Annotated in this window: 14 protein-coding genes; 5 read left to right on the top strand and 9 right to left on the bottom strand. The window is 73.5% G+C overall.

Going from position 1 to position 20587, the window contains the following annotated elements:
- Positions 1–533 precede the first annotated feature (533 nt).
- The 7 genes from JT723_RS27605 to JT723_RS27575 all read right to left on the bottom strand — a co-directional run bounded on the left by JT723_RS27605 (position 534) and on the right by JT723_RS27575 (position 10046).
- Positions 534–1574, bottom strand: a complete 1041-nt coding sequence (locus JT723_RS27605; protein ID WP_205047530.1) for an NAD-dependent epimerase/dehydratase family protein — start codon at positions 1572–1574, stop codon at positions 534–536.
- Positions 1575–1644: 70 nt separating this feature from the next.
- Positions 1645–2580: a S66 peptidase family protein gene (locus JT723_RS27600; protein WP_251513484.1), complete on the bottom strand. Its 936-nt coding sequence runs from the start codon at positions 2578–2580 to the stop codon at positions 1645–1647.
- Positions 2577–4571, bottom strand: coding sequence for a prolyl oligopeptidase family serine peptidase (locus JT723_RS27595; RefSeq protein WP_205047529.1), 1995 nt, complete (start codon positions 4569–4571; stop codon positions 2577–2579). The genes JT723_RS27600 and JT723_RS27595 overlap by 4 nt, the downstream gene beginning before the upstream one ends.
- Positions 4568–5926, bottom strand: coding sequence for a M20/M25/M40 family metallo-hydrolase (locus JT723_RS27590; RefSeq protein WP_205047528.1), 1359 nt, complete (start codon positions 5924–5926; stop codon positions 4568–4570). Before JT723_RS27590 ends, JT723_RS27595 begins: the two co-directional genes overlap by 4 nt.
- Positions 5919–6755, bottom strand: a complete 837-nt coding sequence (locus JT723_RS27585; RefSeq protein ID WP_205047527.1) for a M55 family metallopeptidase — start codon at positions 6753–6755, stop codon at positions 5919–5921. The genes JT723_RS27590 and JT723_RS27585 overlap by 8 nt, the downstream gene beginning before the upstream one ends.
- 11 nt (positions 6756–6766) lie before the next feature.
- A complete protein-coding gene (locus tag JT723_RS27580; protein ID WP_205047526.1) occupies positions 6767–7489 on the bottom strand; it encodes a class I SAM-dependent methyltransferase in 723 nt (240 codons plus the stop codon).
- Between the two features lie 79 nt (positions 7490–7568).
- Complete coding sequence (locus JT723_RS27575; RefSeq protein ID WP_205047525.1) at positions 7569–10046, bottom strand: SpoIIE family protein phosphatase; 2478 nt, start codon at positions 10044–10046, stop codon at positions 7569–7571.
- Between the two features lie 359 nt (positions 10047–10405).
- Here JT723_RS27575 and JT723_RS27570 point away from each other — a divergent pair, with 359 nt between their 5' ends.
- Entirely contained in the window at positions 10406–12004 is a 1599-nt protein-coding gene (locus tag JT723_RS27570; RefSeq protein WP_205047524.1) for a DUF8823 domain-containing protein, read from the top strand.
- A gap of 306 nt (positions 12005–12310) precedes the next feature.
- Here the strand turns inward: JT723_RS27570 and JT723_RS27565 are convergent, their stop codons facing one another.
- The gene (locus JT723_RS27565) at positions 12311–14797 is read right to left on the bottom strand and encodes an MFS transporter (RefSeq protein WP_205047523.1); all 2487 of its coding nucleotides are present in this window, start codon (positions 14795–14797) and stop codon (positions 12311–12313) included.
- Positions 14798–14943: 146 nt separating this feature from the next.
- Positions 14944–15402 carry an SRPBCC family protein gene (locus tag JT723_RS27560; protein WP_205047522.1) on the bottom strand — a complete coding sequence of 153 codons (459 nt, stop codon included), beginning with the start codon at positions 15400–15402 and terminating at the stop codon, positions 14944–14946.
- Positions 15403–15527: 125 nt separating this feature from the next.
- Here JT723_RS27560 and JT723_RS27555 point away from each other — a divergent pair, with 125 nt between their 5' ends.
- The 4 genes from JT723_RS27555 to JT723_RS27540 form a co-directional block, all read left to right on the top strand.
- Positions 15528–16592: an Rv2578c family radical SAM protein gene (locus tag JT723_RS27555; RefSeq protein ID WP_205047521.1), complete on the top strand. Its 1065-nt coding sequence runs from the start codon at positions 15528–15530 to the stop codon at positions 16590–16592.
- A 459-nt stretch (positions 16593–17051) separates the two neighbouring features.
- Positions 17052–18902: a 3-hydroxyacyl-CoA dehydrogenase family protein gene (locus JT723_RS27550; protein WP_205047520.1), complete on the top strand. Its 1851-nt coding sequence runs from the start codon at positions 17052–17054 to the stop codon at positions 18900–18902.
- 91 nt (positions 18903–18993) lie between these two features.
- Positions 18994–19785, top strand: a complete 792-nt coding sequence (locus JT723_RS27545; protein ID WP_205047519.1) for a TetR family transcriptional regulator — start codon at positions 18994–18996, stop codon at positions 19783–19785.
- A gap of 354 nt (positions 19786–20139) precedes the next feature.
- On the top strand, positions 20140–20587 hold a 448-nt coding region (locus tag JT723_RS27540; protein ID WP_205047518.1), incomplete at its 3' end, for an alcohol dehydrogenase catalytic domain-containing protein.

Below are 20587 nucleotides of genomic sequence, written 5' to 3'. Positions count from 1 at the left end.
TCCTGCCCCTTGCGGTGGGCGATCGCCTCTCCCGCCGCGTGGGCTGGTCGCGCCGTTCTCCGCGCCCCTCTGTGATTGCCACTTGCGCTTGGCTCGCACCTTTCGGTGCGTCGTGACGGGGCGCGCAGTTCCCCGCGCCCCTGAAAAACGCTCACCCTCCCAGCCAGACGGCGCCGCCAGAAAACGCTCACCCTGCGGGAAGGGGGCACCCCTCAGCGGGCGCTGGGGGTACCCCCAGGCGAAGCTCTGGGGGCGGAACTGCGCGCCCAGCCCGAGGAGCGAAAGCAACGCCACGGCACGTGGCACCCACCTGGGGGCGCGGGGAACGGCGCGACCAATCACCCACCCACCGAAAGGTGCAAGCTCACCGCAGGTGGCAGGACCTGAAGGGGCGCGGGGAACGGCGCGACCAGCTCCCGCGGCGGGCACGGCGGGCGCCCGCCGCAAGGGGCAGGGGCGGGGGGCGCCGGCACGAGCGGGCGGGGTGGATGCGCCGCCACCGGAGGTGGCGGGAGGCCCCCCGCAGGGGTGGGTTAGAGGAGGAGGGGGATGCCGGTGTGGAAGGGGGTGAGAGGGGTCCAGGGGAAATCCGTGTGGATGCGCGCCGCGGAAGCGGTGATGTGGCGGACGTCGCCGAGCCGGTACGCGCCGGTGATGCGGGGGGCGGGGCCGCCGCAGGCGGCGGCGAGGAGGGTGGCGAGTTCGCCCACCGTGTGGGCGGCACCGGTGGCGACGTTGTAGGGCCGCATCGTGCCGGGCGCGATGTCGGGCAGCGCGTCGAGCGCGGCGACGTTGGCCGCGGCGACGTCGGTGACGTGGATGAAGTCCCGGCGCTGGCCGCCGTCCTCGTAGACGGTGGGGGCCTGGCCGCGGGCGAGGGCGGAGCGGAAGAGGGCGGCGACGCCCGCGTAGGGCGTGTCGCGTGGCATGCCGGGGCCGTAGACGTTGTGGTAACGCAGGGCGATGGCGCGGCCCCCGGTGTCGCGCGCCCAGGCGGCGGCCAGGTGCTCCTGGGCGAGCTTGGTGGTGGCGTAGACGTTGCGCGGGTCGGTGGGCGCGTCCTCGTCGACGAGCCCGGGGGTGAGGGGGCGGCCGCAGCGGGGGCAGGGCGGTTCGAAGCGGCCGGCGTCGAGGTCGGCCGCGAGCCGCGGCCCGGGGCGTACGACGCCGTGCCGCGCGCAGTCGTAGCGGCCTTCGCCGTAGACGACCATGGACCCGGCGAGCAGCAGTGACGGGACGCCGGCCGCGGCCATGGCGGCGAGGAGGACGGCGGTGCCGTGGACGTTGCAGCTGGTGTAGTGCGGCGCGTCGGCGAAGTCCTTGCCGAGGCCGACCATCGCGGCCTGGTGGCATACGGCGCCGACGCCGGCCAGCGCCTCGTCCACGGCGGCCCGGTCGCGGACGTCGGCGTGCCGCCATTCGACGCCGTCGGGCAGTGCGGGCGGTGCCGGGTCGGTCCCGTGGGCTGCGGGCAGGAGTGCGTCGAGGACCCGGACGCGGTGCCCCGCGGCGTGCAGGGCGGTGACGATGTGGGAGCCGATGAAGCCGGCGCCGCCGGTGACGAGGATCAGCATGCGGCCGACCGTACGGCGGCAGGCGCCCGAACGGCGGTCGGGCCGCCGTCCCGTCAGGGGTCGGTAAGAATCAGCTCAGGGCGGGGACTTGCACGGTCAGCGTGCCGGCGTCGGCGTCGAGGACGGCGGGCACCCCCAGCGGAACGGTCAGCGCGGGCAGGCAGTGCCCGAAGCCGAGGCCGTCCAGGACCGGCACGCCGAGCGGTGCGAGCCGGTCGAGGAGGAGGGCGCGCACTTCGTCTGCCGGGCCGCAGTCCTCCCAGGAGCCGAGGGCGACGCCGGCGACCCCGTCGAGCCGGCCGCTGCGCAGGAGTTGGGTGAGGAAGCGGTCCAGCCGGTAGGCCTCCTCGCCGGTGTCCTCCAGCAGCAGGATGCCGCCCGCGGCCGACGGCCGGCCGGTGGGCGTACCGATGTCGGAGGCGAGCAGGCTGAGGCAGCCGCCGAGGGTGACGCCCGCGGCACTGCCGGGCACCAGTGCGCGGGGGGCGGGTGCGTGCAGGACCTGGACCTCCTCGGGGGCGAAGAGGGTGCGGCGCAGGTGGTCGCGGCCTGCGGTGTCGGCGAGGAAGGCGGGGGTGCCGGGCATGGGCCCGTGCAGGGTCGCGACGCCCAGGCGGGTGGCGAAGGCCTCGTGCAGCACGGTGATGTCGCTGTAGCCGAGGAAGGCCTTGGGGGCGGCCTGCCGCATGGCGTCCCAGTCCAGCAGGTCGGCCATGCGCTGTGTGCCGTAGCCGCCGCGGGCGCACACCACGGCGGCAAGTGCGGGGTCGCACCAGGCGTCCCGCAGGTCGTCGGCCCTGGCCTGGTCGGCGCCCGCGAGGTAGCCGGAGGGGTGGTCGTCCACAACGTGCCGCCCGACGACGGGGTCGAGGCCCCAGTCGCGCAGCACGTCGAGCCCGGCGTCCAGCATCGCCCGCGGGACAGGCCCCGCGGGTGCGACGACCCCGACCCGGTCCCCGGCGGCGAGCCGCCGGGGTCTGAAGAGCCCGGCCGCGGGTGGCGTCACGGGGCCAGGTCGAGGACGGGCACCCCTGGCGGGGTGAAGCCGAAGACCTGGGCGTAGAGCGACAGTTCGGCCTCCAGACAGGTCACCAGGGTGTCGAGGCGGCGGAAGCCGTGGCTTTCGCCGGGGAAGGCGAGGTAGGCGTGCGGGAGGTCGCGTCCGGCCAGCTGGGCGAGGAAGCGTTCGCACTGGGCGGGCGGGCAGATCACGTCGTCCAGGCCCTGCATCAGCAGGAAGGGGACGGTGACCTGGTCGGCGTGGTGGACCGGGGAGCGGTCGTGGTAGCGCTGCGGCACTTCCAGGTGCGGGCCGATGAGCGACTCCAGGTACCAGGACTCGAAGTCGTGGGTCTCGCCGCCGGCCGGCGACCAGCCGGCCAGGTCGAGGATGGGGTAGCTGATGGCGCCGCAGGCGAAGGTGGAGGTGGTGGTCAGGGCGGCTGCCGTGGTCCAGCCGCCGGCGCTGCCGCCGCGGATGGCGAGCCGCTGCGGGTCGGCGGCGCCTTCCGCGACCAGGCCCTCGGCGACGGCGACGCTGTCCTCGACGTCGACGACGCCCCACTGTTCGCGCAGCCGGTTGCGGTAGGCGCGGCCGTAGCCGGTGGAGCCGCCGTAGTTGACCTCGGCGACGCCGATGCCGCGCGAGGTGAAGTAGGCGATCTCCAGGTCGAGGACCATGGAGGTGCGGCTCGTGGGGCCGCCGTGCACCCACATGACGTAGGGGGCGGGTCCGCTCGCGGGGTGGCCGGGGTGGCGCGGCGGGTAGACGTGGGCGTGCACCTCGCGCCCGCCGGGGCCGGTGAAGACGCGGTCCTGCGCCTGCGGGACGTAGGCGGGGTCGACGGGGTCGTGGTGCGGGTTGCCGATGACGCGGGTGCGGCCCGTGGCGGCGTCGAGTTCGACGATCTCGTGCGAGCTGCGGGCGCTCGCGGCGAGGCCGATGACGCGGCTGCCGGTGGCGGCGAGGGTGCCGCTCCACTCGGTCCAGTGCCCGGGGGCGTCGGTGAGCTGCCCGGTGGCGGGGTCGAGCAGGCCGAGCCTGGCGGCGCCCGCCCCGTGCAGGACGGCGACCAGGCCGTGGTCGAGCGGCGCGAACCAGCGCTGCCCGAGCTTCCACAGCGGTCCGGCGAACTCCTCCTCGCGCGGGCACAGGTTGACGGCCTCGCCGGTGGCGGGGTCGACGCGGTGCAGATTCCACCAGCCGGTGCGGTCGGTGGCGGCCAGCAGGGTGCCGTCCGCGGTCCACTCGGCCTGGCTGACGGACTCCTCGGGGCCGCCGATCAGGGTGCGGGCGGGGCCGAGGGTGCCGTCGGCGCGGAGGTCTGCGCACAGCAGCTCGGTGCCGTCCCAGGGCATCCGCGGGTGGTCCCAGGCCAGCCAGACGGCCTGCGACCCGTCAGGCGAGGGCCGCAGGGCGGTGACGAAGCGGTGCGCGGAGGGCGCCATGTCGCGGATGCGGGAGCGGTCGCCGGCGGCGCTGCCGTCGAGCGGCACGGCGGCGTGGACGCGGCGCAGGTCGCCCGGCCCCTCGCCGGTGAACTCCTCCAGTACGGCCCATGCTTCGCCGCGGTCGGCGTGCAGGGACGGCTGCGCCCAGCGCAGCCCGCCGCCGACGGCGGAGACCGGGGTGAGCGGGTAGGGCTGTTCCTGCGGGCGGTCCGGGCGGAAGGCGTAGAGCCGCTGGTCGAGGTGGTGGGTGAAGACGATCAGCGGGGTGCCGTCGACGAGCGCGCCGGCCCATGGGGTGCCGCCGTACTCCATGACGCGGTTGCGGACGTTCCAGGGCGCGGGCAGCGGGCATTCCTCGGTGCCGTCGGGGCGGCGCCTGACCAGGGCGCGCCGGCCGCCTTCCGCGGGTCGCGGGGCGGTCCACCACACGTCGTCGCCGACGATGCCGATGCTGTCGGGGCTGCCGTCGTGGGCGGCGGCGGTGGCGGCGTCGATGGGCGAGGCCCAGCTGCCGTATCCGGTGTCCCGCTGTGCGGTGGCGGTCATGCGGTCTCCTCCCCTGCGGCTCCGCGCAGGAAGCGGTCCAGTACGCGGACGCCGAAGTGCAGGGCGTCGACGGGGACGTGCTCGTCCACGCCGTGGAAGAGCGCCTGGTAGTCGAAGCCCGGCGGCAGGCGCAGCGGCGAGAAGCCGTAGCCGGTGATGCCGAGCCGGGAGAACTGCTTGGCGTCGGTGCCGCCGGACATGCAGAAGGGCACCACGTGCGCGCCCGGGTCGAAGTGCTCGACGGCCTCGCGCATCGCGGCGAAGGAGGCCGAGTCGACGGGGGCTTCCAGCGGCACCTCGCGGTGGTGGTAGTCCCAGCGCACGTGCGGCCCGGTGAGCCGGTCCATGGTGGCGGTGAACTCGTCCTGGCCGCCGGGCAGGATGCGCCCGTCGACGTATCCGGTGGCGGTGCCGGGGATGACGTTGACCTTGTAGCCGGCCTGCAGCATCGTCGGGTTGGCGCTGTTGCGGACGGTGGGCCGCACGAACGCGGCGGCGGTGCCGAGCCGGTCGAGCAGCGCGTCGGCGTCGTCGAGGTCGGCGGATACGCCGTAGAGCGCGGCCAGTTCGGTCAGGGCGGCCCTGACGGTCGCGGTCAGGCGCAGCGGCCAGCGGTGCTCGCCGATCCTGGCGACGGCGGCGGCCAGGTGGACGACGGCGTTCTCGTTGTTGATCTTGGAGCCGTGTCCTGCCCTGCCCTCGGCGGTCAGCTCGAGCCACGCGGTGCCGCGCTCGCCCGCGGCGACCGGGTAGAGCCGCAGCCCGTTGTCGGTGTGGATGGTGTAGGCGCCGGACTCGCTGATGCCTTCGGTGCAGCCCTCGAAGAGGGCGGCGTGCTCGGCGGCGAGGAAGCCGGAGCCGTAGGCGGCGCTGTCCTCCTCGTCGGCGGTGAAGGCGAGCACGATGTCGCGCGGGGGGCGCTGCCCGGAGCGGGCCCAGGCGCGGACGCAGGCGAGCACCATCGCGTCCATGTTCTTCATGTCGATGGCGCCGCGGCCCCACACGACGCCGTCGCGGACCTCGCCGGAGAAGGGGTGCACGGTCCAGTCGTCGGCCTGCGCGGGCACCACGTCGAGGTGGCCGTGCACGAGCAGCGCGTCGGCCGCGGGGTCGGTGCCGGGGATCCTGGCCACCACGTTGGTGCGGCCCGGCGCCTTCTCCAGGACGGCGGGTTCGATCCCCGCCTCGGCGAGGCGCTCGGCGACGTATTCGGCGGCGGCCCGCTCGTTGCCGTCGCCGCTGCCGCGGTTGGTGGTGTCGATCCTGATCAGGTCGGAGGTGAAGCGCACCACCTCGTCGAGCGCCTGCCCGTCGACGACCGCTCCGCCCTGTGCCGCCGCGGTCCGCTCAGCCATACTGCTCCTCCACCGCCTGGGAAACGAGCGTGGTCACGGCCTTGAAAGCGCGCAGGGCCGCGTACATCGTCGGCAGCGTATACGCCACCCGCCGCTCGCCCGTCCGCTCCACCCCGGGGACCACGGTGGCAGCGCCGACCAGGTGCCAGGCGTCGAACTCGACCTCGACGGTGAACGGCCCCGCCTGCACCGGTTCGTGCCGTACGGCCAGCGGTGCGGCCTGCTGGGCGGCGGCCCGGATGTCGGCGGCGGTCCTTGCGGGCGGGCGGCACACGGCGGCGTAGCGGGACACGTAGTCCTTGACGGCGACGGTGACGGCCTGCGGGGCGTAGCCGCGGGCGTCGACGCCGGTGCGGTCGTCACCGGTCACCAGGACGACGGGGACGCCGTACTCGGCGACGACCAGGGCGTTGAGCCGGCCTTCGCTGGCGGGTTCGCCGTTGACCCACACGCCGGTGATGGAGTTGGCGAGGTAGGTGTGTGCCAGGACGCCCTCGGTGCCTGCGCCGGTGTGGTAGCCGACGAAGGCGATGCCGTCGACGTCGCCGTGCTGGACGCCTTCGACCATGGACAGTTCCTTGTGCCGCCCGGTGAGCATCTGGGCGCGCTCGTCCAGTTGCTCAAGGAGCAGGTTGCGCATCGTCCAGTGCGCCTCGTTGATGAGCACCTGGTCGGCGCCGCCGTCGAGGAAGCCCGCGACGGCGGCGTTGACGTCAGAGGTGAACATGTGGCGGCAGCGCTGCCACTGCTCGGTTCCGGGCAGCACATCGGCCGGCCAGGTCACACCGGTGGCGCCCTCCATGTCGGCCGAGATGAGGATCTTCCGCATGCGAGATCACATTACGCGGCCAGCCCCGCCACCAGCCAGCGTGAGGGCACCTCTATCCGGGCCCCGTCCGGCCGGAACTCGGTGGTCCTCAGCGGTTCCTCGCCCTCGGCGAGCACCTCCAGGCCCGCGGAGGTGAAGTACCCGGGCACGGCCGCGTCGTGGACCTCGCCGGGGGCGATGCCGTGCGCGAAGATCGCGCCGAGCTTGGGCGGCGGCCCCGCGGGACCCTGGGCCAGGCCCATGAGCACGCCCTTGGCGGCCTCGGCCAGCTCCACGGCGAAGGCCCGGCCGCGCTGCCCGGTGAGGGTGGCGATGCCGTCGACCAGCCGGCTGCGGTCGGCGGGCTCGCACTGGTGCAGGACCCCGCGCATGTAGACGTTGGCGTCGCCCAGCTCCTCGTGCAGCGCGCGCACCGCGTCGGTGTCGACGGCGTCCAGCTGCTGGTAGCCGGCCAGCCCGTGCGGGTCGTCGCGCCTGGCCCGCTCTATGGCCGCGTGCGCCAGGTCGATCCCGACGACCCGCGGGTAGCGGCCGGCCAGGAAGCGGGTCTGGGTGCCGTTGCCGCAGCCGAGGTCCACCAGCGGCAGCCCGGGGTCGAAGTGCTTCTCGAAGTACGCCAGGTGCTGCTGCGCCGTCATGGCCGGTTCCGCGTCCCAGAAGACGCCGCCCGGCTCGTACGGTGCGTCCTCCCAGAAGCTCTCCCACGCATGCGCGTACCCGCTGGAGACGTTCACACGTACTCACCACTCCCCACGTCGTGATCGTACGGAAAGGCCGGCGGCCGCAGGGACGGCCCGCCGGGGGTGCCCGGTCTCAGCGCCTGCGGCGCGGCGGCAGGGCCTGCTCGAACCACACGGTCTTGCCCTGCGCGGAGCGGCTGGTGCCCCATTCGCGCGCCAGCCGGCTCACGATCCGCATGCCGCGCCCGCCCTCGTCCTCGGGGCCCGCGCTGAGCAGCACCGGCACGCCGTGGTCGTCGTCGGAGACCTCGACCAGCAGCGCGTCGGCGCGCACCAGGCGCAGCTCCACCGGCCGGTCGTGCGCGTGGCGCACCGCGTTGGTGACGACCTCGCCGACCAGCAGCTCCGCGGTCTCGGCGACGTCGTCCAGCTGCCAGGCCCGCAGCGTGTCGCGGACCAGGGACCTGGCCCTGCCCACCTCGGCGGGCTCCGCGGCCAGCTCCCAGACCGCGACGTCCTCGCGCGGGATGCCGTTGAGCCGGGCCATCAGCAGGGCCACGTCGTCCTTGCGGCCGCCGCGCGGGTTGAGGGCGCGGATGATCGTGTCGCACGCGTCGTCCATGGACGCGGCCGGGTGCGCGGCGCTCTCGCACAGCGCGGCAAGGCCCGCTCCGATGTCCTGGCCGCGGACCTCGACCAGGCCGTCGGTGCACAGCACCAGCCGGTCGCCGGGGTTCACCGGGACCCTGACGGTCTCGAAGGGCACGCCGCCGACGCCGAGCGGCGCCCCGGTCGGCACGTCGAGCAGTTCGCTGCGGCCGTCGGCGCGCACCAGGACCGGCGGGATGTGCCCGGCGTTGGCGATCAGCACCTCGGACCCGACCGGGTCGTAGACCGCGTAGAGGCAGGTGGCCAGGTACTGCTCGCCGAGCCGCTGCGCCAGGTCGTCGAGGTTGCGCAGCAGTTGCGCCGGCGGGAGGCCGAGCTGCGCCATGGTCTGCACGGCGGTGCGGAACTGCCCCATCATCGCCGCCGAGTTCAGCCCGTGGCCCATGACGTCGCCGACGACCAGGGCGAGCCGCGAGCCGGGCAGCTTGATGCTGTCGAACCAGTCGCCGCCGACCCGCCCGAGCCGGGTGCCCGGCAGGTAGCGGGTCGCCACGTCGCAGCCGGGCATGCGGGGCGCGATGTGCGGCAGCATGCTGTCCTGGAGAGTGTCGGCGACGTTCTCCTGGTACGTGTACATGCGCGCGTTGTCGAGCACGAGACCGGCGCGGGCGGCCAGTTCCGCCCCGGTGACGCGGTCCATGTCGTTGAAGGCCGGGCGCTCGCGGTGCCGCAGCAGGATCATGAAGCCCAGCACCACGTTGCGGGCCTTGAGCGGCACCACCAGCATCGAGCGGTTGTTGATCAGCGGGCTGATGTCGCGCTTGGGGAACTGCGCGGCGATGGCGTTGCCCATCTGCTCGCTGATCCGCGGCACCATGACCGGCTCGCCCGTGGTCATGCACTGGAAGAACGGGGTCTGCGCGGGAAAGGGCATCGACTCGCCCACCGGCACGACGTCGTCCCAGCGGCCCGGCTCGTCGGTGTGCTCGACAGCGACGCGATACCACATGGTGGTGACGTCCGGCGGCCCGTCGGGGAAACCCTCGCCCGCGAGCACCTGCTCGCGCAGATAGGTGCCGGCGACGTCGGTGAAGCGGGGCACGACCGCCGCGCTGACCTCCTCGATGGTGCGGGCCAGGTCCAGGGAGGTGCCGATGCGGCCGCTGACCTCGTTGAGGAACTCCAGGTGCTCGCGCACCGCCGCGTATTCGAGGTCGGGCGCCAGCTCCTCGGCCGGCACGGACTCCGGGTCGAGCGCCGCGGCCTGCTCGGCGGCCCGCCGCCTGGCCTGCCGCTCGGTCCTGCGCGGCACACCCCAGTCGGGTGTGACGGGGACGCGGTCGTGCTGGCTGATCTCCAGCACGGGGTAGCCGAGGTCCAGGACCTGCGCCACGATCCGCGCGCTCTCCAGCGGATTCATGCTGGGCAGGATCTCCGGGAGCTGCTTGGCCAGGCCCTCGGCGCCGGCGAACTCGGTGTGCAGCGCGAAGCCCGGGGCGATCCGCTCGAAGGCCTCGGCCGGCGCGTCAGGCCCGCCGGGCTGCAGCCGGCCCGCGTCGGCGGCCAGCACCAGCAGCCGCTCGGGTCCAGGACCGACCAGCGGGTAGGCCCACCACAGGACGTCCAGGGCGTCGTCCGCACCGGCCTGCGGCCCGACCCCCTCGGCGTCTCCCCCGGCGGGTTCGAAGAGCCGGGCGCGGCCCGCTGTGGGGTAGGAGCTGGCACCGGCCAGCGAGGCCTCCAGGCCGCGGCCGTAGTCGTCCTCCGCCGGGTACGCCGCTCCGCCCGCCGCGGGGAATCCGCCGTCATGTCCCGCCGCACCCTCCAGGGCGCCGACCACCGGCAGCAGGTCGACCGCGGGCCGCCCCACCGCGTCCTGCCGGGAGCGGCCGAACAGCCGCCGTGCGCCCGTACTCCAGTGCGACACCAGTCCCGCGGCGTCCACGACGATCACCGCGAGCGGGATCCGGCCGGAAAGCCCTGTCGGATTACGCCGGTCCATGGTTCGTTGGGCTCCTTCCCCCGGCGCCGCGTAGGCTGTTCCGGCGGGTGTGGGCGCACCCGTCCGGCGCAGGGTCTGCGATGCCGATACCACGGTACGACCCGTGCGGGGTCCGCGGGGCGGCAAAGCGGGAATCCGGGCGTACGCCCGCGCGCGAGCAACCGCACGAGCCGTGCTAGCGTCCAAACTCTGTGTTCGAACTCTGATCCGAGCCGGTCACGGGTGGGAGTTCGGAACCCCGCCGGGTGTCAGCCGGCCGGCAACATCCGCACCGCACCGCCACCGGAAGAGGCACCGTGACGACCTGGCAGCCTGCGCGTGTTTCCTCACCCAGGAAACCGAGGGACCTGCTGCGACGGGTGAACGTACGCCACCCGGTCGTCGTGGCGACCGCCGTGGCCGCGGTGCTGCACCTGCTGTGGGCGCTCTACCTGGCCAAGGACTCCGGCGACATGGCCGCGCAGTACGCGTGGACCGACTTCATACGGGCACACCCCTCGGCGTCGTACAACCTGTCCTGGTACGGCGGTATGCACCCCGCTTCCTACAGCATCCTGTCGCCCTACATCATGGCCGCACTGGGGGTGCGGACCACCGCGGTGATCGCCGGCACCCTGTCCGGGACGGTCGGCGCGGCACTGCTCATGCGGGGCGGCATCCGCCGGCCGATGGTGCCCGCACTGTGGACGACGTTCGCCCTTTGGTGTGACGTCGTTTCCGGCCGTGTCACGTTCGCGCTCGGCATGCTCTTCGCGATGGTCGCCGTCCTGGTGCTCTTCCCCGACACCCCCACCCCGCGCGGCCGCTCCCCCCGGCTGGCCACCGCCGCGATGATGACAGGGCTCGCCACCATGTGCAGCCCCGTCGCGGGCCTGTTCATGCTCGTGGTGGCCGCCGCGCTGTTCCTGACCGGGCGCAGGGCCGACAGCTACGTGCTGACCGCGGTGCCGCCCCTGGTGGTCGGCGCGACCTCGCTGCTCTTCCCCTTCTACGGGGTGCAGCCCTTCGCCTGGTACTTCGCGATCATCCCCTTCGCCGTGGCCGTCGTCACCGCCCTGGTGGTGCCGAAGACCTGGCGGGTGATGCGCACCGGATCCTGGGTGTACGCCCTCGGTGTCGCGCTCACCTGGGTGATCCCCTCGCCGATCGGCAGCAACGTGGAACGCCTCGCGCTGCTCTTCGGCGGCACCGTGCTGCTGCTGGTCGCCCGCGGCAGCAACTGGACCGGCAAGCGCCTGCTGGCCCTGTGGCTGGCCTTCGCCGGAGTGGCCGCCTGGCAGATCACCAAGCCCATCGTCGACCAGGTCAACACCTCAGCGGTCAGCTCGACCGTACGGCACGCGCCGCCGCTGATCGCCGAGCTCCAGAAGGTGCGGGCCGACAAGGGCCGCGTCGAGGTCGTACCGCTGCGCTCGCACTGGGAGGCGTCGGGCCTGTCCCCCTACGTCAACCTGGCCCGCGGCTGGAACCGGCAGGCCGACGTCGAACGCAACCCGCTCTTCTACGACGGCACGCTCACCGCAGACAGCTACCGGCAGTGGCTGCAGCACTGGAGCGTCTACTACGTGGTGCTGCCCTCCGACGAGCCGGACGGGGCCGCCGTGGCCGAGGCCAAGCTCGTACGCTCCGCGCCGGACTGGCTGCAGCCGGTGTGGCACGACGCGAACTGGCAGATCTTCAGGGTCGCCGGGGCCGTCGACCCGCTGGCCGACCCGCCCGCGACGGTGGAGGAGGCCGGGCCCGCCTCGCTGACCGTCTCCATGCCGGCGCCCGGCACGGTGCTCCTGCGCATCCCCTGGTCGCCGGTGCTCGGCATCGAAGGGGCCAAGGACAACCATCACGGGTGCCTTATGCCTGACGGCGAGTGGACGCGGTTGTACGTACCTACGGCAGGTAGGTACCAGATCGGTGGTACGTACGCCGACATCCGGGGCACTCAGTGCCCCAAAACCCCCTAGCCCGCCGCCTTTCCCCCGCCCGCGGGGGCACCTCTTCGGCGGGGCCGAGCCCCCGGGGGGAACTGCGCGGCCAGCCCCCACCGGGGGCGCGGGTCGTCACCGGCCCGAAGGGGCTGTTTCTGTCGGAGACGGGCCACCGGCCGGTGGGGAGCTGGGCGCGCAGTTCCCCGCACCCCTGAAAACGCTCGCCGCCAGGCGAAAGGACACCCCCAGCCACCGCGGCCGGCGGGAAGCTCGCCACCTGCGGAAGGGCACCCGCAAGCCACCGCAGCCGGGGGATGCTCGCCCCCTGCGTGAAGGGGGAGGTTAGTCGGGGTGGCCGAGTTGGAGGTCGCGTTCGGTGCGGCCGCCGCCGGCGATCTGGAGAACGGTCGCGACGGGCGGATAACCCGCCGCGACGACGGTGTACTCACCGGCCGCGAGGTCGACGAAGCGGAAGTGGCCGTCGGCCCCGGTGGTGACCGAGTCGACGACGTTGCCTGCGGCGTCGAGGAGGGTGACCCTGGCGTCCTCGACGAGGCGGCCGCCGGGGGCGCGGACGGTGCCGCGCAGGACGGCGCCGCCGGCCAGTTCGACGTCCTGGCGGGTCTCCCGGGAGGCCTGGACGGTGACGGGCAGGGCGGCGGGCCGGTAGGCGGGGGCGCTGGCGGCCAGGGTGTACTCGCCGGCGACGAGTTCCGCCAGGACGTACGCGCCCTCGCGCCCGCTGCGTGAGGTGGCGACGACGTCGCCGCGCACATCGGTGAGGGTCACGATGGCGTCCCGCACCGGTGTGCCGTCGGCGGTGCGCACCGCGCCGGCCAGCCGCCCGGCGCCGCCGAGGACCACGTCGAGGTCGACGGGGTGGTCGCCGACGGTGACGCTGACCGCCTGCGGCTGGTGGCCGCCTGCCGCGGCGATCAGGACGTAGCTTCCGGCGCCCGGCGTGCTGAGTGCGTAGCGGCCGTCCTCGCCGGTGGCGCCGCGGCCGATCTGCCGCCCGGTGACGTCGATGAGGGTGAGCGCGGCCCGGCCGACGCTGCTGCCGTCGGAGTGCTGGACGGTGCCGCAGACGGCGACGCCGCCGTGCGGCGGGGTGGACAGCCGGCGGGCGCCCGGCAGCGGCGTCTCGGCGGCGGTGCCGTCGATGTGGTCCGCGGTGGGGGCGTCGTAGGCGGTGGTGGCCGCCGTCGCGGGGGCCGGGCCGTGCTGGGTGACCAAGGGTTTCTCCTTGAGCAGGAAGGCGAAGAGGAAGCCGAGGACGAGCACCGGCACCAGGTAGAGGAAGATCCGCGGCATGGCGTCGGCGTACGCCTGCACATAGCCGTCGCGTACCGCTGCGGGCAGGGTGCGGACGAGTTGCGGGGTGACCGACTGCGGGTCGGGCAGGTGGGCGCCGTGCGGCAGTTCGACGGCGAGCCGCTTGCCGAGCCGGTCGGCGAAGAGCGTGCCGAAGACGGCGGCGCCGACCGATCCGCCGATCTGCCGGAAGTAGTTGTTGGCGCTGGTGGCGGCGCCGATGTCGGCCGGGCGCACCGAGTTCTGGACGGCGAGCACCAGCACGGGCAGCACCAGGCCGATGCCGAGGCCGAGCACCGCCATGTAGACGCTGTAGGTGAGCTGTGAGGTGTGCGCGTCCATCAGGGACAGCAGCCACATGCCGGCCGCGGACAGGGCGCCGCCGACGACGGGGAAGATCTTGTAGCGCCCGGTGCGGCTGATCAGCTGGCCGCCGAGGATGGACGCGGCGACGACGCCGAGCATCATGGGCAGCATCAGCAGGCCGGAGCCGGTGGCGCTGGCGCCGTCCACCATCTGCAGGAAGGTGGGCAGGTAGCTGGCGGCGCCGAAGAGGGCGATGCCGACGACGCAGCCGACCACCGCGGTGACGTTGAAGACCCCGTCGCGGAAGAGCCGCAGGGGGATGACCGGCTCGGCGGCGAAGCGCTCGACCAGGACGAAGAGCAGGGCGCAGGCGAGGGCTCCCGCGGCCAGGCCGAGGATCTGCCGGGACTGCCAGTCGTACTTCGAGCCGCCCCAGGTGGTGATGAGCACCAGGCAGGTGGACCCGGCGGCCAGCAGCAGTGCGCCGAGGACGTCGAGCCGGGGGCGTGCGGTGGGTTTGGGCAGCTTGAGGACCAGGGTGATGACGACCAGGGTGACGACGCCGAAGGGGATGTTGATGGCGAAGCACCAGCGCCAGGAGGCGTGGTCGGTGAAGAAGCCGCCGAGCAGCGGCCCGGCGACCGAGGCGAGGCCGTAGGCGGCGCCGATCAGGCCCATGTAGCGGCCGCGTTCGCGGGGCGGGACGATGTCCGCCATGATCGCCTGCACGCCGATCATCAGCCCGCCGCCGCCGATGCCCTGGATCGCACGGAAGGCGATCAGCTCGTTCATGGAGCGCGACCAGGCGGCCAGCGCGGAGCCGACGACGAAGGTCAGGATCGCGAACTGGAAGACGCCCTTGCGGCCGAAGAGGTCGCCGAGCTTGCCGTAGATGGGCAGGCCGATGGTGGAGGCCAGCAGATACGCGGTGACGACCCAGGACATCTGGTCGAGGCCGTGCAGCTCGCCGACGATCTTCGGCAGGGCGGTGGCCACGATCATCTGGTCGAGGGCGGCCAGCAGCAGCGCCAGCATGAGGCCGACGAAGACCAGCCGCACCCGGCGGGGCGTCAGGTCGGCCGCCGCCTCGGGTCCCCCGGTGCCCGGCGGTGCCTCGCCGGCGAGGGCGGCGCCCTTGCCGCCGCCTCCGCCCCCGCCTCCGTCCTCGGTCAGTGCCGCCGTCCGGTCGGTCAGCGTGCTGCCAGCCACCCTTCACTCCCCTCGTCACACCTGTTGCGCCAGCGTCTCCCGCAGTAGGCGACAACGAAGAAGGGGCGCGGCGATTCTCAGGAAGTAGGCAAAACCACCCGTATCAGTGAAAGATCACGAAACCAACCGGGTGACGGCGCCGGGTGCTACGCCTGCGGGGCGCCGCCCTCGACCTGGGCGGCGAGCGAGGCCAGGATCGCGTCGTAGATCCGGCCGAGGCCCTTGGGGGCGAAGGTGCGCTCGAAGAAGCCGCCGACGCCGGTCGCACCCTGCCACCGGGTGGTGGCGACCACCTTGCTGCCGCCCGCGCCGGACGGGGTGACCGTCCAGGTGGTGACGAGGGTGGAGTTGCGGTCGGTCTCGACCAGCTGCAGCGCGGCGGGCGCGGTGACGTCGAGCAGGCAGTCGCGCACGCGCTTGCTGGTGGCCTGCAGCCGCCAGTGCACGACGGTGCCGGCGCCCTTGCCGCCCTCGCGCACCTCGTACTCGCTGAACTGCTCAGGCAGCACCCGGCCGCGGGTGCCCGCGTAGTCGGCGAGGGCGTCGTACACCCGCTCCGGCTCCGCCGCGACGATCCGCTCCGTGGTGGCCTCGACCTGCGCCATGACTTCTCCTCGGTCCGTGTCCGTGCACGTTCTTCACGCGCCGCACAAGCCAACCACACCCGCTTTTCGAATCTGTGTTCTATTGTGGGAGCAGGACGCACACCGGACGACCGAAGGAGGGCGCGATGCGCTGGGACCAGCTGGGGCGGGACGACGCCACGGCCGCGCTCTTCGGCACCGACGCGGTCACCCGCCGCTTCGACACTCCGGAGTTCCGCGGCATCACCTTCCACGAGGTGCGCGCCCGGTCGATCCTGAACCGGGTGCCGGGAGCGTCGCGGATGCCCTTCGAGTGGACGGTCAACCCCTACCGGGGGTGCAGCCACGCGTGCGTCTACTGCTTCGCGCGCAGGACGCACAGCTATCTGGACCTGGACACCGGGCACGACTTCGACACCCAGATCGTGGTGAAGACCAATGCCGCGGAGCTGCTGCGCCGGGAGCTGGCGGCGCCGCGCTGGCAGGGCGAGCACGTCGCGATGGGCACCAACGTCGACTGCTACCAGCGGGCGGAGGGCCGCTACCAGCTGATGCCCGGCATCCTGGCGGCGCTGCGGGACCGGGCCAACCCCTTCTCGATCCTCACCAAGGGCTCGCTGATCCTGCGCGACCTCGAACTGGTGCGGCAGGCCGCGCGCGTCACCGAGGTGTCCATCGCGCTGTCCGTCGGCTTCCTGGACGGCGAGCTGTGGCGCAGCGTGGAGCCGGGCACGCCTTCCCCCCAGACGCGCCTCGCGGTCTGCCGCACCCTCAGCGAGAACGGGATACCGTCCGCGGTCCTGATGGCGCCGGTGCTGCCCTTCCTCAGCGACTCGCCCGAGCAGCTGCGGGCGACGGTGCGGGCCATCGCCGCGGCCGGCGCCGGGTCGATCACCCCGCTGGTGCTGCATCTGCGCCCGGGCGCCCGGGAGTGGTACATGGCGTGGCTGGCCCGCAACCACCCGCATCTCGTGCGGCGTTACGAGGCGATGTACGCGGGCGGCTCGTATGCGCCGACGTGGTATCAGCGCCGGATCACCCGCCAGGTGCACGAGTTCGCGGCGGAGTTCGGCTGCGGCCCGGCCCGCAGGACCGGCTTCCGGCAGCCCGAGCAGCCCCCGGCCCAGCCCGCTGGCCCTCCGCAGCAGGAGCGGGTGCCGGCGCCGCGACCGCCGTCGGAGCCGGGCGGCACCCAGCTGACCCTGCTCTGACACCGCCCGGACCCGCACCGGCCGCTCCGGATCGCTCTGGGCCGCATCCGGCCCGCACCCGGGCCGCCACGACTGCTGCCGGCCGTACGCCACGGGGGCGCGCGGCCGGCAGTTCCCGGCCCGCGCACCCACCCGTCAGGCTCACCCATCCGGAGTACCCACCGCGCTCATCTGTCGGCGGTGCAGATCACATGCGCGCAGGGGTGGCGCTCAAGTTACCCGCCAGTTACGCTCGAAAGCACCGTGAACGGCGGGCTGGTGACGCAGCCGCCGAGCACCGCACCACCACGTCGGTACGGCATCATCGCGGCGCGGCCCCGGGACAGGGCCGGCCGGCAGTCGACGCGGGCGCCGGGCGCGCACACCTCTGCGGCCCGCCCGCGACTCCACCTCACCACCACACTCCTCAGCCGTGCGCGCACCGCCGCGCCCGGTCTCCTCAGCGTCTGGAGTCACGCGATGGACCGTCCCTCAGCAGCCTCGCAGGCCGCAGCACCGACGACCGCACCCGCAGCAGCCCACGACAGCGCCGCCACTCCCCCGTCCGTGATCGCCGTGGTCGGCCTGGGCACCATGGGCACCGGCATCGCCGAGATCATGGCCAGGGCCGGCCACGAGGTGGTCGGCATCGACCTCGACCCGGCCGCCGCCCGCCGCGCGGTCGCCGCCCTGGAGAAGTCCACCGCACGTGCCGTGGAGCGCGGGCGATGCACCGAGGCCGAGCGCGGCGACGTGCTGGCCCGCTTCCGCACCTTCCCCGACCTGCAGGCGGCGGCCGCCGCCGACCTGGTGATCGAGGTGGTCGACGAGCGCTACGACACCAAGCGCGAGGTCATCACCGCGCTGGACCGCATCGTCAAGCCGACGGCGATCCTGGCCACCGGCACCAACGCCCTGTCGGTGACCCGGCTCGCCGCCGAGACAGGCCGCCCGGACCGGGTGCTCGGGCTGCACTTCTTCGCACCCGCGCAGGCCATGAAGCTGGTCGAGGTGGTGTCCACCGTGCTGACCTCGCCGGAGACCACCGCGGCGGTCACGGCGCTGGTGCGCAGCCTGGACAAGGAACCGGTGCCGGTCGGCGACCGGCCGGGCTTCATCGCCGACGGCCTGCTCTTCGGCTACCTGAACCAGGCCGCGGCCATGTACGAGGCCCGCTACGCCACCAGGGAGGACATCGACGCGGCGATGCGGCTGGGCTGCGGCCTGCCGATGGGGCCGCTGGCGCTGCTCGACCTGATCGGCGTGGACACCGCGACGACCGTCCTGGACGCGATGTACGAGGCGAGCAGGGACCGGCTGCACGCGCCCGCGCCGGTGCTGCGGCAGCTGACCGCGGCCGGGCTGCTGGGCCGCAAGTCCGGGCGCGGCTTCTACAGCTACGAGGCGCCGGGCGGTTCCGTGGTGGTGCCGGACGCGGAGACCCCGGCGGCGGGGCGCGGGCAGGCCGCGGGCCGTACCGTCCGCAGCGTCGGGGTGGCGGGCTCGGGGACCATGGCGACAGGTATCGCGGAGGTCTTCGCGAAGGCCGGCTTCCCGGTGCAACTGGCCGCGCGCAGCCCGGAGAAGGCGGAGCAGGCGGTGGCGCGGCTGGCGAAGTCGCTGGACCGCTCGGTGGCCAAGGGCCGGCTGACCGCCGAGCAGCGCGATGCGGCCGTGGCCCTGGTGACGCCCGCGGCCTCCTACGACGCGCTCGGGCAGGCCGACCTGGTGGTCGAGGCGGTCGCCGAGGACCTCTTCGTCAAGCAGCAGCTCTTCCGGGTGCTGGACAAGGTGTGCAGGCCCGGCGCGGTGCTGGCGACCACGACGTCGTCGCTGCCGGTGGTCGCGATCGCCCGGGCCACCTCGCGCCCGCAGGACGTCGTCGGGATGCACTTCTTCAACCCGGCGCCGGCGATGAAGCTGGTCGAGGTGGTGCACACGGTGCTCACCGCGGACGACGTGCGGGCCACCGTCCACCAGCTGTGCGGGCAGCTGCGCAAGCACCCGGTGGACTGCGGCGACCGGGCGGGCTTCATCGTCAACGCGCTGCTTTTCCCGTACCTGAACAACGCGGTGAAGATGGTGCAGGACCACTACGCGAGCGTGGACGCGATCGACGCGGCGATGAAGCTCGGCGGCGGATACCCGATGGGTCCCTTCGAACTGCTCGACGTGGTGGGCCTGGACGTGTCGCTGGCGATCGAGCAGGTGCTGCACGAGGAGTTCCGCGACCCGGGCCTGGCGCCCGCGCCGCTGCTGGAGCACCTGGTGTCCGCGGGCTGCCTCGGCCGCAAGACCGGCCGCGGCTTCCGCGAGTATGCCCGCCGCTGACCGGCCCGCCGGCCGCGGAAACCGTACGGCGAGCTGGGGCGTTTTCCCCCCGGCCGCCGGACGGGGCGGTCCGCCGTGTTACGTTCCCCACATGTCCCAGCCCGCGAAGTCCGGTGCCCCCGAGACCGCGACCGTCCGCCGAGCCGCCGCCCAGCGCCACCGGGTGCGGCAGGATCTCGCGTCGGCGGCGATGCACCTGTTCGCGACGCAGGGCTACGAGGCGACCACGGTCGACGAGATCGCGGCCACCGCGGGGGTGGCGCGGCGGACCTTCTTCCGGCACTTCAGGTCCAAGGAAGAGGCGATCTTCCCCGACCACGACGACACGCTGGTGCGGGTGCAGGCCGTCCTGGACTGCGCGGACCCGCACGAGCACCCGCTGGACACCGTGTGCCGCGGCATCACCGAGGTGCTGCGGATGTACGCGCAGGTGCCCGAGGTGTCGGTGGAGCGCTACCGGCTGACCCGCGAGGTGCCGACGCTGCGGGAGCGCGAGATCGCCTCGGTGGCCCGTTACGAGCGGCTCTTCACCCGCTACCTGCTGGGCCACTTCGACGAGGGCGCGCAGGGCTACGGCGACGACGACCCGCTGCTGGCCGAGGTCGCCGCCTCCGCGGTGGTCGCCGCGCACAACCACGTGCTGCGCCGCTGGCTGCGGGCGGACGGCAAGGGCGACGTCGAGGCGCAGCTCGACCACGCCTTCGACGTCATCAAGGCGACCTTCGGCACCGGCATCGGCGCGGGGCGGATACCGTCGAGGGCTGCTTCCACGACCCCCGCGACCGTCTCCCGGCACGGCGAGGTGGTGGTCGCCGTGGCGCGCACCGACGCCTCGCCCGCGCAGATCCTGCACAGCATCGAGGAGGCGCTGCGCAAGGCCTGAGAAGGCGTGGAAACCCCCTCACCAGCGGCTGTCCGGCTTTCCGGGCGGCCGCTGTTGCCCGTTGGGGGCACCGGGTCCACACTGAGAAGAAAAAATGGCACGCAGTGTCTTTACGACTGGCACGCGGTGCCATACGGTATCCCCAGTCCGGGCGGACGGCATGCGGTGATCCCTCGCAGGCCGACTGTCCCCCAGGCCCGGACGCCTGCGTCACCAGGCACCCCGCGCCACCGCGCGGCTCCTTCGCACCACCGCCACACCTCCGCCGGACCGACGACGGCACCTCCATCCCCACCCGACCCCAGCGTTCCCGTACGCTCCGCCACGCGGAACGCATCGCCGGAGGCGAGTCATATGAAGGAAATCCTGGACGCCGTCCTCGCACCGGACAGTACGGCCGCGGACTTCGCGGCGCTGAAGCTGCCGGCGTCGTACCGCGCGGTCACCGTGCACAAGGACGAGGCCGAGATGTTCGCCGGCCTCGAAACCCGCGACAAGGACCCTCGCACCTCGCTGCACCTGGACGAGGTGCCGGTGCCGGAGATCGGCCCCGGCGAGGCGCTGATCGCTGTCATGGCCAGCTCGGTGAACTACAACTCCGTCTGGACCTCGATCTTCGAGCCCGTGTCGACCTTCGCCTTCCTGGAGCGGTACGGCCGCCAGTCGCCGCTGGGCCGGCGGCACGACCTGCCGTACCACGTGATCGGCTCGGACCTGTCGGGCGTCGTACTGCGCACCGGCCCCGGGGTGAACAAGTGGCAGCCCGGCGACCGGGTCGTCGCTCACTGCCTGTCGGTGGAGT

This window comes from Actinacidiphila bryophytorum, from assembly GCF_016916835.1.
In the GTDB taxonomy this organism is placed as follows: Bacteria; Actinomycetota; Actinomycetes; order Streptomycetales; family Streptomycetaceae; genus Actinacidiphila; species Actinacidiphila bryophytorum.
Note: the sequence above shows the minus strand (reverse complement) of the source record. Positions and strands in the feature narration are given on the sequence as shown.

What these genes read in the sequence shown, in the direction of transcription:
- JT723_RS27585 (WP_205047527.1), bottom strand. Translation starts at nt 6,755, where the DNA reads ATGCGGAAGATCCTCATCTCGGCCGACATGGAGGGCGCCACCGGTGTG.
- JT723_RS27560 (WP_205047522.1), bottom strand. Translation starts at nt 15,402, where the DNA reads ATGGCGCAGGTCGAGGCCACCACGGAGCGGATCGTCGCGGCGGAGCCG.
- JT723_RS27545 (WP_205047519.1), top strand. Translation starts at nt 18,994, where the DNA reads ATGTCCCAGCCCGCGAAGTCCGGTGCCCCCGAGACCGCGACCGTCCGC.
- JT723_RS27555 (WP_205047521.1), top strand. Translation starts at nt 15,528, where the DNA reads ATGCGCTGGGACCAGCTGGGGCGGGACGACGCCACGGCCGCGCTCTTC.
- JT723_RS27595 (WP_205047529.1), bottom strand. Translation starts at nt 4,571, where the DNA reads ATGACCGCCACCGCACAGCGGGACACCGGATACGGCAGCTGGGCCTCG.
- JT723_RS27590 (WP_205047528.1), bottom strand. Translation starts at nt 5,926, where the DNA reads ATGGCTGAGCGGACCGCGGCGGCACAGGGCGGAGCGGTCGTCGACGGG.
- JT723_RS27575 (WP_205047525.1), bottom strand. Translation starts at nt 10,046, where the DNA reads ATGGACCGGCGTAATCCGACAGGGCTTTCCGGCCGGATCCCGCTCGCG.
- JT723_RS27550 (WP_205047520.1), top strand. Translation starts at nt 17,052, where the DNA reads ATGGACCGTCCCTCAGCAGCCTCGCAGGCCGCAGCACCGACGACCGCA.
- JT723_RS27605 (WP_205047530.1), bottom strand. Translation starts at nt 1,574, where the DNA reads ATGCTGATCCTCGTCACCGGCGGCGCCGGCTTCATCGGCTCCCACATC.